This window comes from Mycetocola saprophilus (assembly GCF_000718085.1).
GTDB classification, from domain to species: domain Bacteria; phylum Actinomycetota; class Actinomycetes; order Actinomycetales; family Microbacteriaceae; genus Mycetocola; species Mycetocola saprophilus.
On record NZ_JOEC01000001.1, the window covers coordinates 1,037,931 to 1,053,372 of the forward strand.

Annotated in this window: 11 protein-coding genes; 3 read left to right on the forward strand and 8 right to left on the reverse strand. The window is 66.8% G+C overall.

The window, feature by feature from the left end:
- The first annotated feature begins 192 nt into the window (after positions 1 to 192).
- Positions 193 to 615 (forward strand): RidA family protein, encoded by a 423-nt coding sequence (locus tag IE92_RS0104600; RefSeq protein ID WP_030143697.1) that lies wholly within the window; start codon positions 193 to 195, stop codon positions 613 to 615.
- On the opposite strand, the gene IE92_RS0104605 is transcribed toward IE92_RS0104600, so the two are convergent.
- Together IE92_RS0104605 and IE92_RS17735 are read right to left on the reverse strand one after the other, a co-directional pair.
- On the reverse strand, positions 616 to 2,808 hold the full coding sequence (locus IE92_RS0104605; RefSeq protein WP_156027390.1) for a ComEC/Rec2 family competence protein: 2,193 nt from the start codon (positions 2,806 to 2,808) through the stop codon (positions 616 to 618).
- Positions 2,809 to 3,155: 347 nt separating this feature from the next.
- Positions 3,156 to 4,085, reverse strand: a complete 930-nt coding sequence (locus tag IE92_RS17735) for a ComEA family DNA-binding protein (protein ID WP_081864059.1) — start codon at positions 4,083 to 4,085, stop codon at positions 3,156 to 3,158.
- A gap of 266 nt (positions 4,086 to 4,351) precedes the next feature.
- Here IE92_RS17735 and IE92_RS0104615 point away from each other — a divergent pair, with 266 nt between their 5' ends.
- Positions 4,352 to 4,921, forward strand: a complete 570-nt coding sequence (locus IE92_RS0104615; protein WP_030149812.1) for a histidine phosphatase family protein — start codon at positions 4,352 to 4,354, stop codon at positions 4,919 to 4,921.
- A 6-nt stretch (positions 4,922 to 4,927) separates the two neighbouring features.
- Here IE92_RS0104615 and IE92_RS0104620 read toward each other — a convergent pair whose 3' ends face one another.
- Positions 4,928 to 5,776: a helix-turn-helix transcriptional regulator gene (locus IE92_RS0104620; protein WP_030143701.1), complete on the reverse strand. Its 849-nt coding sequence runs from the start codon at positions 5,774 to 5,776 to the stop codon at positions 4,928 to 4,930.
- A 100-nt stretch (positions 5,777 to 5,876) separates the two neighbouring features.
- Between IE92_RS0104620 and IE92_RS0104625 the strand changes: the two genes are divergently transcribed.
- A complete protein-coding gene (locus IE92_RS0104625; RefSeq protein ID WP_030143702.1) occupies positions 5,877 to 6,641 on the forward strand; it encodes an SDR family oxidoreductase in 765 nt (254 codons plus the stop codon).
- A gap of 74 nt (positions 6,642 to 6,715) precedes the next feature.
- Here the strand turns inward: IE92_RS0104625 and leuS are convergent, their stop codons facing one another.
- The 5 genes from leuS to cydB all read right to left on the reverse strand — a co-directional run bounded on the left by leuS (position 6,716) and on the right by cydB (position 15,435).
- On the reverse strand, positions 6,716 to 9,226 hold the full coding sequence (gene leuS, locus IE92_RS0104630; protein WP_030143703.1) for a leucine--tRNA ligase: 2,511 nt from the start codon (positions 9,224 to 9,226) through the stop codon (positions 6,716 to 6,718).
- A 182-nt stretch (positions 9,227 to 9,408) separates the two neighbouring features.
- On the reverse strand, positions 9,409 to 10,983 hold the full coding sequence (locus IE92_RS16420; protein ID WP_030149811.1) for an anthranilate synthase component I family protein: 1,575 nt from the start codon (positions 10,981 to 10,983) through the stop codon (positions 9,409 to 9,411).
- A gap of 43 nt (positions 10,984 to 11,026) precedes the next feature.
- A complete protein-coding gene (gene cydC / locus IE92_RS0104640; RefSeq protein WP_051701833.1) occupies positions 11,027 to 12,730 on the reverse strand; it encodes a thiol reductant ABC exporter subunit CydC in 1,704 nt (567 codons plus the stop codon).
- Complete coding sequence (gene cydD, locus IE92_RS0104645) at positions 12,727 to 14,412, reverse strand: thiol reductant ABC exporter subunit CydD (protein WP_030143706.1); 1,686 nt, start codon at positions 14,410 to 14,412, stop codon at positions 12,727 to 12,729. The genes cydC and cydD overlap by 4 nt, the downstream gene beginning before the upstream one ends.
- Positions 14,413 to 14,424: 12 nt before the next feature.
- Entirely contained in the window at positions 14,425 to 15,435 is a 1,011-nt protein-coding gene (gene cydB, locus IE92_RS0104650) for a cytochrome d ubiquinol oxidase subunit II (RefSeq protein WP_030143707.1), read from the reverse strand.
- Positions 15,436 to 15,442 lie beyond the last annotated feature (7 nt).

A 15,442-nucleotide genomic window follows, 5' to 3' on the forward strand; every position in this document is an offset into this window, starting at 1 on the left:
TGGATGATCCCAGTAACTCACGGTGTCCACTATAGATCAGCACAGGGACTAAACGAACACTGTATGCTTAATTCGTTTGTGAGCTTCGGGACGACCGCAGCACACTCGCCGCGGGCGCGGGGCCTGGCCGTAGAACTGGCCCTGGCCCGCGACTACGTCGGCTGCCGCTCCCCACGCACCTCGAAGGAAAATATGACCTCCGCCGTTACCCTGATCCGTTCCGCCGCCCTATCCGACGCGGCCCAGTATGCCTACGCGGCGACCGCACCCGCGGGTGCGCGCCTAATCTTCCTTGCCGGTTCCTGCCCACTCAACGCCGATGGATCAACCGCCGGCATCGGAGACTTCGCCGCCCAGGCGGCGTCCTGTATCGACAACATGAAGACGGCACTGAACGCGGCCGGGGCACGGATCACCGATGTGATCAGCACCCGGGTTCTGGTGGCATCGAGCGACCAGGCGGACCTGGTTTCCGCCTGGAACGTGGTTCGCGACGCGTTTGGCGACCACGACGTCCCCAGTACCCTGCTGGGTGTCACGGTCCTGGGGTATGACCACCAACTGGTCGAGATCGAGGCCGTCGCCGCGGTCCTGGATGCGGAGCAGATCGACTAGCTATTGATCGGCGCGCACCTCCAGGCCTCGTCCCGTTCGCACCACGAAGATCGTGCCACCGAGATCGGTTCGTGTAACGCGGACGCCCAGGGCGCTCAGAAAACCGAGCGTCCGGGCACGCGGATGCCCGTAACCGTTGCGCGCGCCCACCGAGATCACCCCGATCCGCGGACGGAGAAGACGATAAAGCGCGGGATCCTGATCGGCGCTGCCATGATGGGCCACCTTCACGATGTCGGTGGAGCGCTCGTAGCCGGTGCCCGAAAGTTCGGGAATCAACCGTGCCTGCGTATCGGCACCGAGATCCGCGAGGAACAGCGCCCGGGTTCCCTCCCCATCAAACCCCCACACAACCGCCGCATCATTGGCGCTCTGGCTCCCATCGGCCGAGGTGGGCCAGAAAACTTGCCAATCCAACGCGCCGAGTCTTCCCCGTTGCCCCGCCTGCGCCGCCCTGGTGGCGGAGGGTAGCCGGGCAAACACGCGTTTGTCCTGCGCCGAGCGCGGCGTCGCCACCAGGGATTCATCGATGCGTTCACCCAGCTCGGTGGTGATGCCGCCGCTGTGATCCGCGTCATAGTGCGTGAGCACAAACAGGTTGATGCGATCGATGCCGAGGCGGTCCAGACAGCCGGTGAGCACAACCGGATCACGTCCCGAGTCGATGAGGGCTACCCGACCCTGGGACCGCACCAGAATCGCATCGCCCTGGCCGACATCACACGCGGCGATGATCCAGTCTTTCGGCACGGAGGCCCGCGAAAACACCGCGGGAACCACCGCCGCCCCGGTCACCAACGAACCGGTGACCAGGAGGGCAATCCCCCATCGCATTCGTCGCGCACGGTGCAGAACCCATCCCAACAGCACCACGGTCAGCGCGAGCAGACTCAGCGCCCCCATCGGCCCCGATTGCCAGGGCAGCAGAGCTCCGGGGACCGCGGCAAAAACCCGCGCAACCGCAATGATCCAGGCGGTGGGGAGCCAGGCGATCCACACGGCAACAAACCCCAGCGGAGGCCACACGGCCTGGGCGACACAGGCGACGACACCCATCAGCGTGGCAAGGGGTGCGGCCGGCTCGGCAAGCAGATTGGCGGGTATGGCGGTCATCGAAATCTCCGGTCGAAGCAGAATGAGGATCGGGCCACAGGCAATCTGTGCGGCAAGCGGAACCGCCAGGGCGTGGGAAAGCCACACGGGCAGCCACCGTTTCAACACGGCGGCCAGGGGCCCGCTGAGCAGCAGAAGACCCGTGGTGGCGGCCACCGACAGGATGAACCCAAAATCGCGAGCCAGCCCGGGATCGAGCAGGAGCAGCACGATCACCGCGATGTTGACAAGCGGTAGGCCGGATCCCGGACGTCCACGCAGCAGAAAGAGCAGCGCCACCGTGGCCATGACGGCCGCGCGCAGCACACTGGGATCCGGCCCGACCAACAGTACAAACCCGCCCAGCCCACCCGCCGCGACCACAATGCGCAGCCGGCGACCGGCCCCCAGGAGCGCCGCAATCCCGCCGCAGACGGCAATCACCACCGCACAGTTGGCTCCCGAAACCGCCACCAGGTGCGTCAGACCCGTGTCTCGCATGGCCTGATCGAGCTCGGCGGGCAGCGCCCGGGTTTCACCAATCGCCAGGCCGGGAAGCAACGTGCCCGCGCTGCCGGGCAGGACCGATGCCGCCTGAACGAGCCCCGCACGCAGACTCTCGATGCCACGTTGAATCGTCTGGGTGGGGCCCACGGGCCCCACCACATCCGCTTTACGCATCGCCCGCACCGAAACCCAGGCGACCTCCTCCGCGCCTACCGCGCTGGCGCGCACACCGCCGTCCACCTCGAAGGTGTCGCCGATCACAACATCGCTCAGCTGCTGTCCCACCAGAAGCACGGGCACGTCGCTGGATTGGCCACGCACACTCAGCGTTCGAGCCTCGACGAGTGCTCGGTCGCGCCCGTCCGCGGACGGCGTCATCGGACGCGGACGGGCGGTTGCGCGCACGCGCATTGCGATGGTCGGAGTCCGCGCCGGGGCCGCTCGATACCCCACCGGCGGCGGCGATTGCCCCTCGGAGGATGGCGCGAGTTCGGCGACCCGACTCAGCGGATCCGTCTCGACCCGGGTGCGGTTTGCCGCGATGTTCATCGTGGCCACCGTGGCCACGATGGTAAGAGCGAGTACAACGCTCACCCGAATGATCGCGCGCACCTCGGACGAAACCCTCGGATCAGGCTCCCCCGTGCCTGCTCCCGACCCCTCCACGGTCGGCGGCCGACGTTGATACTCGAGGACTAACGCCACACCCAGCGGGATTCCGATCGCAGGGATGATCGCGGCCAGGCCCCACAGAAAACCCGAATCCAGAAACGGCAGCCCCAAACTCAGCCCCCAGACCACGAGCGCAACCGGAACGAGACGGTAGGGACCGGGTAACCTTCCCGGATCGACCAGTTGCCGCCACTGCCTTCCGCCCGGTGGTCTCGGGTGATGCCGCGTCACGGGGTCACCTTCCCCCACCGGTCTCGGGTGGTGCGCCGTCACGGCATCACCTTCCCCCGGAGCGATGCAATCATCTTGGGACCGATACCCGAGACGCGAGTGAGGTCGTCGACGTTTCGAAACGGACCGTTAGACTCACGCCACTCGACGATACGGGCGGCCAGGGCCGGGCCGATCCGCGGAAGGGTATCGAGCTGCTCCGCGGTCGCCCGACTCAGTGAGATCGGCCCCTGTCCCGAGGCAGAACCGCCGCCCCCGGCGGTACCACCCGCGCCCTCCCCTGCGTTCGGCGTCGCGATTTCGCCCTGCGCGGGCACACGAATCTGCTCCCCGTCAACGAGCCTACGAGCCAGATTGATCTGCGAAATATCCGCGTTTGGTGCTGCTCCGCCGGCCGCGATAATCGCGGCGTCCGCCCGGGCGGCACCATTGAGCGTGTAGAGGCCCGGGGCACCCACGGCCCCGACCACGTGCACCGTAACCGACGCAGCGTCGCCGCCCGCCGAGCCAGCGGTGGTCTGCGTGCCAGCGTCGTCCCGTGATTGCGTGGCGGCACCGTTGCCCGCCTGTGTTGTGACATCCGCGGACTCTGATCTTGCGGAGCCTACACCCTCGGAGGCCGACCCTGCGACGCCCGGCCCCGGAGAATCGGACGATGAGCTTTCCGTCGACGAGGATGACGATGGCGACGCCGTGGTTGATACCGCCGCATCGGGATCGAGCAGCCGAATCAGGACGATCCCCAGCACCAGCACCGCGATCACCCCGGCAACAAGGAGGCCACGGCCACGAACGCTCAGAGTTGCCCATCGCCGCGCGAGTCTGTGCACCCGACCGAGCTCCGGGTGGGGCAGACGACCGTGTGCCTCACCCGCTGGAAGCGGGGCTTCGGACGGGTCCGGTGGGCGCGCGTGACGTGGGGTGTGTGGATGCGCGGAAGGCGGGCCGAGTGCGGTGTGAGTGGTCATGTCCCGAGGCTAGGCCGGGGGTGCTCCCGCGCGGAATCACGGCGCTCCCGCTGGGGATAACCGGGGGCTGGGACCGCGTTGTGGAGGAAAGCCCAAACCAGTCGGAGACCAACCGGACGAGCACCAACCGGACACCAACAGGTCCGGCACCAACGGGCAAGGCAACGGTTCAGCCGGATGCGTTACCGTGAACAGGACACCCCTTGCAGCCGAGGAAGGCCCGGCCCCCTCAGCGACCCCACGCAAGCGCAAGAAAGAGAATGTTCATGACGCCATCGGGATCCCCTGCCCGTATCGCCCTTGTCCGCCACGGTGAAACCGAGTGGAACGCCGCCCATAAATATCAGGGGCAGGTGGATATTCCCCTCAACGCCGCGGGCAAGGACCAGGCGGCTGCCGCCGCGGATGCGCTCAGGACGGGCGAGCATTCCTGGGATATCGCGCTGGTTTCTCCGCTCTCTCGCGCACGCGACACCGCCGCCGCGATCACCACGGCGCTGGCTCTGCCACCTGCAGTGGTCACCCCGCTCCTCATCGAACGTAGTTTTGGCGTCGCCGAGGGGATGCCCCGCGACGAAGCCCACGAGCGCTGGCCCGAGGGCGACATTCCCGAGGCCGAGACCCTCACCGAGGTGGATCTGCGCGTGCGAGACTTTCTCACTCAGGTTGCCGAGCAGTACGCCGGACAGTCGGTCATTGTGGTGTGCCATGTGGTTATCATCCGCTCGATTGTGCGCGCACTCACCGGCGAAGACCCGGGGTTTGTCGTCAATGGATCGGTCACCCAGCTGGTGCCGGATTCGGCACCGGCGGGCATGCGCATCATCCCCGAATAGTTGACGTTATGAACCAGAAGCGAAGCGCTCGATACCCACCACACTGAGCATCTGGAGCTTGCTCTCGGCCTCGCTACGCGGCGCGGCCGAGAGCACCAGCAGGGCCTGGGTTTGATCTTCGGTGAAGAGCGTCTGACAGTCCACTTCGATCTCACCCAGCTCGGGATGGATCAGCGTTTTATGGTCGGCGAATCGCCGCTGGACGCGCTGTTCTGCCCACAGCGTGACAAACTCCGGGCTCACGCGCTCGAGCTCTCGCACCAGTTCGGCGGCTCGGGAATGCGGACCCATCAGACCCAGCGCGGCCCGAAGCGACGCCACCTGGGCGCGCCCCTGGCGGTCCCGATCCGACTCGGGATAGAGCGTGCGTGCGGTCTCGGGATGGGCAAACCAACGATAAACCTCGCTGCGTTCCCACCCGGTGAGATGGCTGGTCTCCCCGTACAGAGCGGCCGCGGGCGCATTCTGAATCAGGATTTCCCCAAGCAGGGAGACGATCAGCGCGGGTGTGTCCGAAAGCCGGTCCAGGACCCGCAGCAACGCGGGTGCCACATACTCACCCGTGGCCGAGCGGTCGGGCGCGGCCAAACCGGCTATCCGGTATAGATAGTCACGCTCGTCCGGGGAGAGCCTGAGCGCTCGCGCCAGCGCAGACAGGATCTGCGCACTCGGCTGCGTGCTGCGCCCCTGCTCCAACCGCGTGTAATAGTCGGTAGACATCTGGGCGAGCTGCGCAACCTCCTCGCGGCGTAATCCCGGGGCGCGCCGCCTCGGGCCCGCGTGCAAACCGACGTCAGCGGGTTTGAGATCGCCGCGGTGGCGAGAGAGAAACAGGCTGAGAGCATCGCGATCCATGTGACCAGTATCCTCCGTTCCCACCGGGCAAACCAGGGACTCTCCCTCCCCCGATAACCGCTCTCTGGTACCCGGCCCTGTACGGATCAATACTCGACACATGAACATTTCAGGAAACACCATCTTCGTTCCCGGCGCGACCAGCGGCATCGGTCTGGCGCTGGCTCTCGCACTGCAGAACGCCGGAAACACGGTCATCATCGGTGGACGACGCACAGAGCTGCTCGACCAAATCGCCGCCACTCACCCGGGCATTCACACGGTGCACATCGACACCACAAGCGTGGCCAGCATCCAGCAGGCCGCCACCGCCGTGATCGACGCCCACCACGATCTCAACGTCCTGATCGCGATGGCCGGAATCATGCGTGTCGAGGACTGGACCCGCCCAAGCGGGTTCCTCGACTCCGCCGAGGAGATCGTCACTACCAACCTGCTCGGGCCCATCCGCCTGATCGGCGCGTTCGTGGAACACCTGCAGGGTCGACCGGATGCCACCATCATGACGGTGAGTTCGGGCCTCGCCTTCACCCCGCTCATGGCGACGCCGACCTATAACGCGACCAAGGCGGCAATCCATATGCTGACCGAATCGCTGCGACTACAGTTCGCCGAAACCTCGGTACGCATGCTGGAGCTGGTGCCGCCGTCGGTGGCCACCGATCTCCTGCCCGGCCAGCGCGAGAGCGCGTTCGCGATGCCGCTGGATGAGTTTATTGCCGAGACGGTGGCGCTGATCCACGAGAATCCGAATGCCGAGGAAATCCTGGTGGAACGGGTGAAATTCCTCCGGTTTGGCGAGGCACGCGGGGACTATAAGCAGACAGTCGCCGCGGTGAACAACCTGGATCCGCACGGCAAGTAGCGCCGCGCTCACAGAGACGGACACAAAGCGGGGCGGTTTCCCTTCGGAAACCGCCCCGCTTTTGTATGTGCGAGCTACGCCTTGATCGCGATGTTGACGAGCTTGGGCTCGCGCACGATGACCTTGACGATCTGGCCCTCACCGATCGCGCGCTGCACTCCCTCGGAGGCCAGGGCGATGGCCTCGAGGTCTGCGGCGGAGATGTCGGGGGCCACGTCCACGCGGTCGCGCACCTTGCCGTTGACCTGGAAGACCGCGGTCACCGAGTCGGCCACCAGCAGGCTCGGGTCGGCATCCTTCCAGCGCACCAGCGCAACCGGGGCCGGGAAGCCCAGGTTGGCCCACATGTCCTCGGCCGCGAACGGCGCAAAGATGTTCAGCGCGGTGGCCAGAACCTCGGCGGCCTCGCGGACGGCGGGGTCACCGGCACCGGGGCCCGAGTCGATCGCGCGACGGGTCACGTTGGTGAGCTCCATCAGGCGGGCGACCACCACGTTGAACTTATACGACTCGATCAGCGCGGGGGCATCGGCCAGGAAACGGTGGGTTTCGCGGCGCAGGGCGCGGTCACCGTCGTCGGCAATGCTGCCGGACGGGGTGGTCACGTCCTTCGAGATCCGCCAGGCGCGGGCGAGGAACTTGGCGGCACCGGCCGGCGACACATCCGCCCAGTCGATGTCGTCCTCGGGCGGGCTGGCGAAGGCCATGGTCACGCGCAGGGCGTCGGCACCGTAGGCATCCAGCTCGCCGGCGAACTCCACCAGGTTGCCCTTGGACTTGCTCATCTTGGAGCCATCCATGAGCACCATGCCCTGGTTCAGCAGCGCGGTGAAGGGCTCCACGAAGTCGACGTAGCCGAGGTCGTGCAGCACCTTGGTGATGAAGCGCGCGTACAGCAGGTGCAGGATCGCGTGCTCCACGCCACCCACATAGTGGTCAACCGGTGCCCACTTCTTCGCCTCGTTGACGTCGAAGGCCACCTCTTCCGAGTTGGCGGACAGGAAGCGCAGGAAGTACCAGGAGGAGTCCACGAAGGTGTCCATGGTGTCCGAGTCGCGCTTGGCGGGCTTGCCACAGGTCGGGCAGGGCACGTTCACCCAGTCCTCTGCGGCACCCAGCGGGCTCGCACCCTTGGCCTGCAGGTCGAGGCCCGCGCTCTCGGGCAGACGCACCGGCAGCTCGGAGGAGGGAACCGGAACCTCGCCACAGTCACCACAGTGGATGATCGGGATCGGGGTACCCCAGTAACGCTGACGCGAGATCAGCCAGTCACGCAGACGGTAGTTCTTGGACGCGTGACCGAGGCCACGCTCCTCCAGGTCGGCGATGATCGCGGGGATCGACTCGGCCTTGGTCAGGCCGTCAAACTTGCCCGAGTTGATCATCTTGCCGGCGCCGGGCAGCGCGATGCCGCTCTCGGCCGGGTCGACCACGGCGTCCGCGCCATCAACCGGCTCGGTGTCCACAACGATCCGGATCGGCAGGTCGAAGGCCTTGGCGAAGTCCAGGTCACGCTGGTCGTGCGCGGGCACGGCCATGATCGCGCCGTGGCCGTAGTCGGCCAGCACGTAGTCGGAGATCCAGATCGGCAGCTTCTCGCCGTTGACCGGGTTGATCGCAAAGCGGCCGGAGAACAGACCGGTCTTCTCGCGGTCGGTGGCCTGACGCTCGATGTCGTTGGCCTTCTTGACCTCTTCCAGGTAGTCCTGGAACTTGATGCGGGTCTCCGCGTCGGCCTCGGCCACCAGCTCGGCGGCCAGGTCGGCATCCGCGGCAACAACCATGAAGGTGGCACCAAACAGGGTGTCCGGACGGGTGGTGTAGACGGTGATCGGCTCGGCGCGGCCCTCGATCTCGAAGGTCACATCGGCACCGTTGGAACGGCCGACCCAGTTGCGCTGCATGCTCAGCACCTTGGACTGCCAGCCCTCTTCCAGGAGGCTCAGGTCATCCACCAGGCGGTCTGCATAATCGGTGATCTTGAAGTACCACTGGTTCAGCTTCTTCTTGGTGACCAGTGCGCCACAGCGCTCACAGCGACCGTCCACCACCTGCTCGTTGGCGAGCACGGTCTGGTCGTTGGGGCACCAGTTAACCGGGCTGTCCTTGCGGTACGCCAGGCCCTTGTTGAACATCTCCAGGAACAGCCACTGGTTCCAGCGGTAGTACTCGGGGTCGCTTGTGTGGATCTCGCGGCTCCAGTCAAAGGAGGTCGCGTAGCGGCGGAAGGAGGTCTTCTGCTGCTCGATGTTCTGGTAGGTCCACTCGCGCGGGTCGATGCCACGCTTGATGGCCGCATTTTCCGCGGGCAGACCGAAGGAGTCCCACCCGATCGGGTGCAGCACCGAGAAACCCTGTCCACGCCAGTAGCGCGCGAGCACGTCGCCCAGCGCGAATGCTTCGGCGTGACCCATGTGCAGGTCTCCGGAGGGGTACGGGAACATGTCCAGCACGTACTTGCGCGGTGCATCATCGGGTACATCGGCCGTATTGAACGGCGCAAGCTTGTCCCAGATCCCCAGCCAGCGGTCCTGGATGGCGGAGAAGTCGTACTTCTCTTCGATGTTGGGCTCGTTGGTGCTCACAAAACTCTCATTCTCAAGCGAAATCGGGCGGCCGCGGTGCGACGCTCGGTGGCCACTCACGGTGGAGGACAAACGGTTCTAGCAAAAGAACACGTATCCGTCTAGGTTACCGCGGATTGCGGGGTCCCGGGTGCCGAAGCGGGTGTCGATCCGGATGCCCACGGCGAACGGCAAGCTTCGGTTTATCGATCGGCCTCGGCCACGCCCAGCGCCGCCAGCAAAACGCGCGCCTTCAGCCGCGATTCGGCATACTCACGATCGGGATCCGACAGGATCGTAATTCCCCCACCGGCACCGATCCGCACAAGCCCGGGTTCCACCAGGATGCTGCGGATGATCATCGAGAGTTCCAGGGATCCGCGCGCGTCCCGGTACCCGAACGCACCCGCATATGCCCCGCGCGGCCCGGCCTCCATTTCGGCCAGATGGGTCATCGCGCGGTGCTTCGGGGCACCGGTCATCGATCCCGCCGGGAACGTGACGCGCAGCAGGTCTCCGATGTGTACGTCCCCGCGCATGGTCGCCTGCACCGTGGACACCAGCTGATGCACCTGCGAGTATGTCTCGACCACGTGCAGCTCCGACACGGTGACCGAGCCGAGTTCGGCGATTCTTCCCAGATCGTTGCGCATCAGATCCACGATCATCAGGTTTTCGGCGCGCTCCTTCTCATCCGCACGCACCTCGGCGGCCAGTTCGGCGTCTCGGATCGGATCCGGGTCGCGCCGCCGCGTGCCTTTGACCGGGCGGGTGGTGACCCCGCGTGCGGTGTCCACGGAGAGGAAGGTTTCGGGGCTCGAGGACACCAGCGCGGTGTCGCCAAACCGCAGGTATCCCCCGCGGTCGGTGGGGCTCAGCGTGCGCAGGCGCCGATAGAGCCGGAACGGATCGACGTTGCCCGGCACGGTGACCTCGTTGGTCAGACACAGCTGAAAAGCCTCGCCGGCGGCGATTAGCGTGCGGCAACGCTCGACCAGCGTGCGGTACTCGGTTCCCGAGTGCCGCCAGGTCGGGTGGGACGTCGCGGGGGCCGAGGCTGCGGGCGCAGTACCGGCGAGTACCGTGCCGGTGGCCGCGGGTGTGGGTGCGGAAACCAGGTGGGCGGGGTCGGCAGCGGTCGGCCCAGCAGCCGCAGCAGTCGGTCCGGCAGCAGCGGTCGGTCCGGCGGCAGTGGCTGGGCCAGCAGCGCCAGCAACAGCAGCAGCAGCAGCAGCAGCAGCAGCAGCAGCAGCAGCAGCAGCAGACGGATCCTCCCACCTCGGATCGGCCGGCAGGTCCTCGCGCTGAATCAGCGTGATGCTGCGGGCGCCGTGGTCGAAGGCGAGCATCCGGTCCACCAGCATCCATCCGGCGTCCGGGAGCGCCTCGGCCCGCGATGCGGCGGCGGGTGCGCCCACCAGGTCGGCACCGTACTCGTAGCCGAGGAACCCGATCCATCCCCCGCCGAAGCCGGGCACATCCGCAGCGACCAGCGTGAAAGACTCCAGCACCGACTCCAGTACCGCGTGCAGGTCCGGCAGCTCCGCCGAGGGCGAAAGCACGCGGGAGTCCCGTCCGGCCTCATGCAGGCTCACGGTGCCGGAAATCCGATCGGCGGTGGCCACCGTGCTGGCGATCCCCAGATAGGAGGGTCCGGAATCCGCTCCGGCACCGGCATCCAGCCAGAAGCAGAGGTCGGCATCACCGATCAGGCCCGGAGCCACCGAGGCGGGATCGATCCACCCCGGCAGCACGCGGGCACTAAAACTCAGTTTCACCCTCAAAGCTTAGCGAGACGACGGCCCACCTACGGACCGCGCGCTAGCTCGCCGAGACCAGGGTTCCCGCCTCGATGCGCAGGTGACGGTCGAAGAGATCACCGGCGACGTCGGCATGGGAGATCAGGATGACCGTGCGTCCGTGGGCGCGGGCGACGCCCACCAGATCGGCGATCAGGGCGGTCGCCAGGTCTCCCTCGACGCTCGCCGTGGGCTCATCCAGCACAATCACCGGGAACTCGTGCAGCAGGGCCCGCGCCAGGGCCAGACGCTGCGCCTGGCCGCCGGACACCAACGCACCCCGCTCACCCACGCGAGCGGACAGGCCGCCGCGCTCGCGCACCCAGTCACCGAGACCCACCTGATCGAGGAGTGATTCAAGCTCCGCATCGGTGGCGGTGTCGTGGGCGAACAGCAGGTTCTGGCGAATATCCTCGTCAAAGAGGTACGGCGCCTGCTCGCACAGACCGATTTCCGTGCGCACGGTATCGGGATGCAGCGAGGAGAGCTCGGTGCCCTGCAGCCGGATGGATCCGGTGTAGTCGATGAAGCGCACCAGCGCGTGAGCCAGGGTCGTCTTGCCGGCACCGCTCGGGCCCTCGATCAGCAGGCTCTCGCCCGCCACGATGTTCAGCGAGTCGATGCGCAGCGCGGGTTCGGGGGCACCGGGGTGACGGATCGCGACGTTGGAGAACGACAGCAGATCGGCACCGGGCACCGGCACCAGCTCGGTCGCGCCCACCTCGGCGGGCACGTCGGACGCACGCTCGGCGTCGGTGGCACCGGCGATCCGCTCGGCGCTCGAGCGCACCTGACGCCAGGCACCGAGGGCCAGTGGCACGTTGGCCACGACCTCAAACACCGCGAGCGGAACCAGGGCCAGCACGGCCAGGCCGGGGCCCGACAAGCCACCCTCGTGCAGCACCGGAATCGCGCTGATCATGGCGATCGCAATCGCCACGCCGGTGAACAGGGCCAGGGCCGCCGCGGCGATGCCGGTGCCACTGGCACGCTTAACCAGCGAGGTGGTGAGGGCCTTGTCCGCCGCGTCCACCCGGGCACGGGCCGCGGGCTCGGCACCGTAGGCCACCAGCACGTCGAGCGCACCGAGGTAGTCCACCAGGGAATCCAGCAGGTTTGCCCGCTGCGGGGCGAGCGAGCGCTCGGCTCGGGCGGCCACCACCGAGATAGCCCAGGCGCTCAGCGCAAACGTCAGGATCAGTGCGAGCGCGAGTCCCAGGGCCGCGCCCGGGGAGAGCAGAGCTACGCCGACAACCGCGATGATCGACACGCCCAGCGCGGTCAGCAGCGGCTGAATCACGCGCAGTCCCAGGTTCTGCATCTCGTCCACATCCGACACCAGGGTCGACAGCAGGCTGCCGCGGCGGGAGCGGGCAAGGCCCGCCGGGGCGATCGGGAGCAGCCGCTCCAGCAGTCCCACCCGCACGGTTTCCAGCTGGCGGAAGGCCGCCTCGTGGCTAAACAGACGATCCAGGTAGCGGAAGAAGGCCCGGGCCAGCGCGAAGGCGCGCACCCCCACGATGGCCAGGTTGAGGTACATGATCGGCGGCATCTCGGCCGCGCGGGTGATCAGGTAGGCGCTACACGCCATCAGGGCCACGGTGGCCAGGGCCGATCCGATGGCCGATAGGAGCCCGCCGGTGGCGTACTTGCCGCGCGGTCGCGCGGCCCTCAGCACGTCCCGGGTGTTTACCACCGAGGGGGTCGGGGTCACTGTTGCGCTCATGCGTCCACCTCGATCGGCTCGGCTGCGGGTACGGGGATCGGGACCAGGTCAATTCGGGTGTCGGAACCCTCGAGGAAGGCCCCGCGATGGCTGAGCACCAGCACGGCGGTACCCTCCGCAGCCAGGGTGCGCAGGTTTGTCACCAGGCGCGCCTCGGTGGCGTGATCCAGGGCCGAACTCGGCTCATCCAGGATCAGCACCGCGCAGTCACGTCGACGCATCCGGTACAGCGCCCGAGCAATGCCCACGCGCTGCGCCTGCCCGCCGGAGAGACCGGCACCTGACACACCCAGGTCACGTGTCGCGTCCAGATCATCGGCAACCGCGGTCTCCAGCGCCCAGTCCAGGACGGCGGGGTCGGGATCCGGGTCGCCCAGGGTCACGTTTTCGGCGATGGTGCCGGCGGTCAGGCCCGGACGCTGCGGGGCCCAGGCGAGCCAGTCCCGCTCCCCCGCGGGGACTCCGCGCAGGGACACACCGTCGCGGGTGATCTCGCCGGTAAAGTCGGTGAAGCCCAGCAGCGCACCAACCAGGCTGGACTTGCCCACGCCGCTCGGACCCGAGAGTACTGTGAGCTTCCCAGGCAGGACCTCGGCGCTGATCGGCTCATGCGACAGCGGCGCATCGGCCTCATGCTGGGCGCGCACCGCGGCGAACACCAGTCCGGCGCCCGCGGTCCCGCCGTTCACAACCGAGGAAGCGGAGCCGATGGAGGTTTCGGGCAGCGTGGCCGCCTCATCGAGAATCGCGAACGCATCCTCGGCGGCGGTCACACCCTCGGCCGCCGCGTGGAAGTTGGTGCCCACGTTGCGCAGCGGGAGGAACACCTCGGGGGCCAGCAGCAGCACAAACAGTCCCACCGAGAGCAGCATGCCGCCCTCAACCAGGCGCAGGCCGATGCCCACGGCGACGATCGCGACGGCGAGGCTCGAGGCCAGCTCCAGCACAAAGCCGGAGAGGAAGGTCACCCGCAGCACCTTCATCGTCGCCTGACGATACTCGGTGGTGATGGTGCGCATCCGATCGGCCTGGCGGTGCTGGCGACCAAAAATCTTCAGGGTTGCGAGTCCGCCGAGCAGGTCGACGAAGCCGCGCGAGAGTTTACCCAGGGTGTCCCACTGGGTGCGCTGGATGGACTGGGTTGCCCAGCCCACGAGCGCCATAAAAAACGGAATCAGCGGCAGGGTGACCACCACGACGATGCCCGACACCCAGTCCTGCCACCAGATCACCACCACGAGGATCGGGGTGACCAGGGCGGTCAGGATCAGCTGGGGCAGGTACTTGGCGAAGTAGTCATCCAGCGCATCCATGCCGCGGCCCGAGAGGGTCGCGACCGAGATCGATCCGCGCCGGGCCAGCCAGCTCGGACCGAGCTTTCGGGTGGCGTCGAGGACCTTGCCGCGCAGCTCGGCCTTGACGCGGCCGGCCGCGCGCATCGAGAGGGTTTCGCTCGCCCACACGGTGAGCGCGCGAACCGCGGCGACCCCCACCAGTGCGCCGAGCCACGGGCCCAGGATGGAGAGCGAGTCTCCATCCAGGGCCCCGGTCACGATCCGGGTGAGAACGGCGGCAAAGCCGATCACACACGCGGTGGTGACCAATCCAATCAGGGTCTGAGCCGCGAGGTAGACGCGGATTGAACGGGCATAGCGCAGCAGGCGGGGGTCAAGCGGACGCATCGTGAGTGGACCCTAGTGGGCCGCGGCCTCGATCGTCGCGTGGGTAATCCGCTTGCGGAAGACCCAGTAGGTCCAACCCTGGTAGAGCAGGATCAGCGGCAGTGCAATCACGGCCACCCAGCTCATGAACTCCAGCGTGTAGGACGAGGACGAGGCGTTCTCGATCGTCAGGCTGTTGTTTGCCGGGTCGATCGTGGAGGGCATCACGTTCGGGAACAGGGTCACGAACAGGGTCAGCACGGCGGCGGCCACGGTCACCGCGACCGCGGCGAAGCTCAGTCCCTCCTTGCGGAGGTAGTTGAGCGCAACCGCACCGATCAGCGCGACGGCGGCAATCGCCGAGCAGATGGTCGTGGCAAGCTTGAACTCGGACATGATGATGGTCCAGACCAGGAAGCTGGCCGCAACCACGATGGTGATGATGCCCACCTTGACCGCGAGCTTCTGAGCCCGCGCGTGCAGGTCGCCGTCGGTCTTCAGCAGGATGAAGTACAGACCGCTCAGGAAGAACAGCAGCAGCGTGGTGACACCACCCAGCAGCGCATACGGGTTCAGCAGGTTCCAGAACCCACCCACGTAGTCGAAGTGCTCGTTCAGCGGAACACCGCGTACCACGTTGGCGAAGGCGACACCCCAGAGCAGCGCGGGGATGACCGAACCGATGAAGATCATCGTGTCGAAGGAGCGCTTCCAGCTCTCGTGCTTGCGCTGGTGGCGGTACTCGAAGGAGACACCGCGCAGAATCAGCGCAATCAGGATGAGGAACAGGGGCAGATAGAACCCGGCGAACAGGGTCGCGTACCACTCGGGGAACGCGGCAAACAGACACGCACCGGCCACGATGACCCAGGTCTCGTTGAGATCCCAGACCGGACCGATGGTGTTAATCAGGACGCGACGCTCGGAATCGTTTTTCCCGAGGAAGGGCAGCGAGATGCCCACACCGAAGTCGAAGCCGTCGAGGATGAAGTAGCCGATGAACAGGGCACCGACGATCCAGAACCAAAGCTGTGCAAGATCCATGATGGTT

Bases quoted from the DNA above. Each gene is read 5' to 3' on its own strand.
- IE92_RS0104600 (WP_030143697.1), top strand. From the start codon at position 193: ATGACCTCCGCCGTTACCCTGATCCGTTCCGCCGCCCTATCCGACGCG.
- IE92_RS17735 (WP_081864059.1), bottom strand. From the start codon at position 4,085: ATGACCACTCACACCGCACTCGGCCCGCCTTCCGCGCATCCACACACC.
- IE92_RS0104615 (WP_030149812.1), top strand. From the start codon at position 4,352: ATGACGCCATCGGGATCCCCTGCCCGTATCGCCCTTGTCCGCCACGGT.
- IE92_RS0104620 (WP_030143701.1), bottom strand. From the start codon at position 5,776: ATGGATCGCGATGCTCTCAGCCTGTTTCTCTCTCGCCACCGCGGCGAT.
- IE92_RS0104625 (WP_030143702.1), top strand. From the start codon at position 5,877: ATGAACATTTCAGGAAACACCATCTTCGTTCCCGGCGCGACCAGCGGC.
- cydC (WP_051701833.1), bottom strand. From the start codon at position 12,730: ATGAGCGCAACAGTGACCCCGACCCCCTCGGTGGTAAACACCCGGGAC.
- cydD (WP_030143706.1), bottom strand. From the start codon at position 14,412: ATGCGTCCGCTTGACCCCCGCCTGCTGCGCTATGCCCGTTCAATCCGC.
- cydB (WP_030143707.1), bottom strand. From the start codon at position 15,435: ATGGATCTTGCACAGCTTTGGTTCTGGATCGTCGGTGCCCTGTTCATC.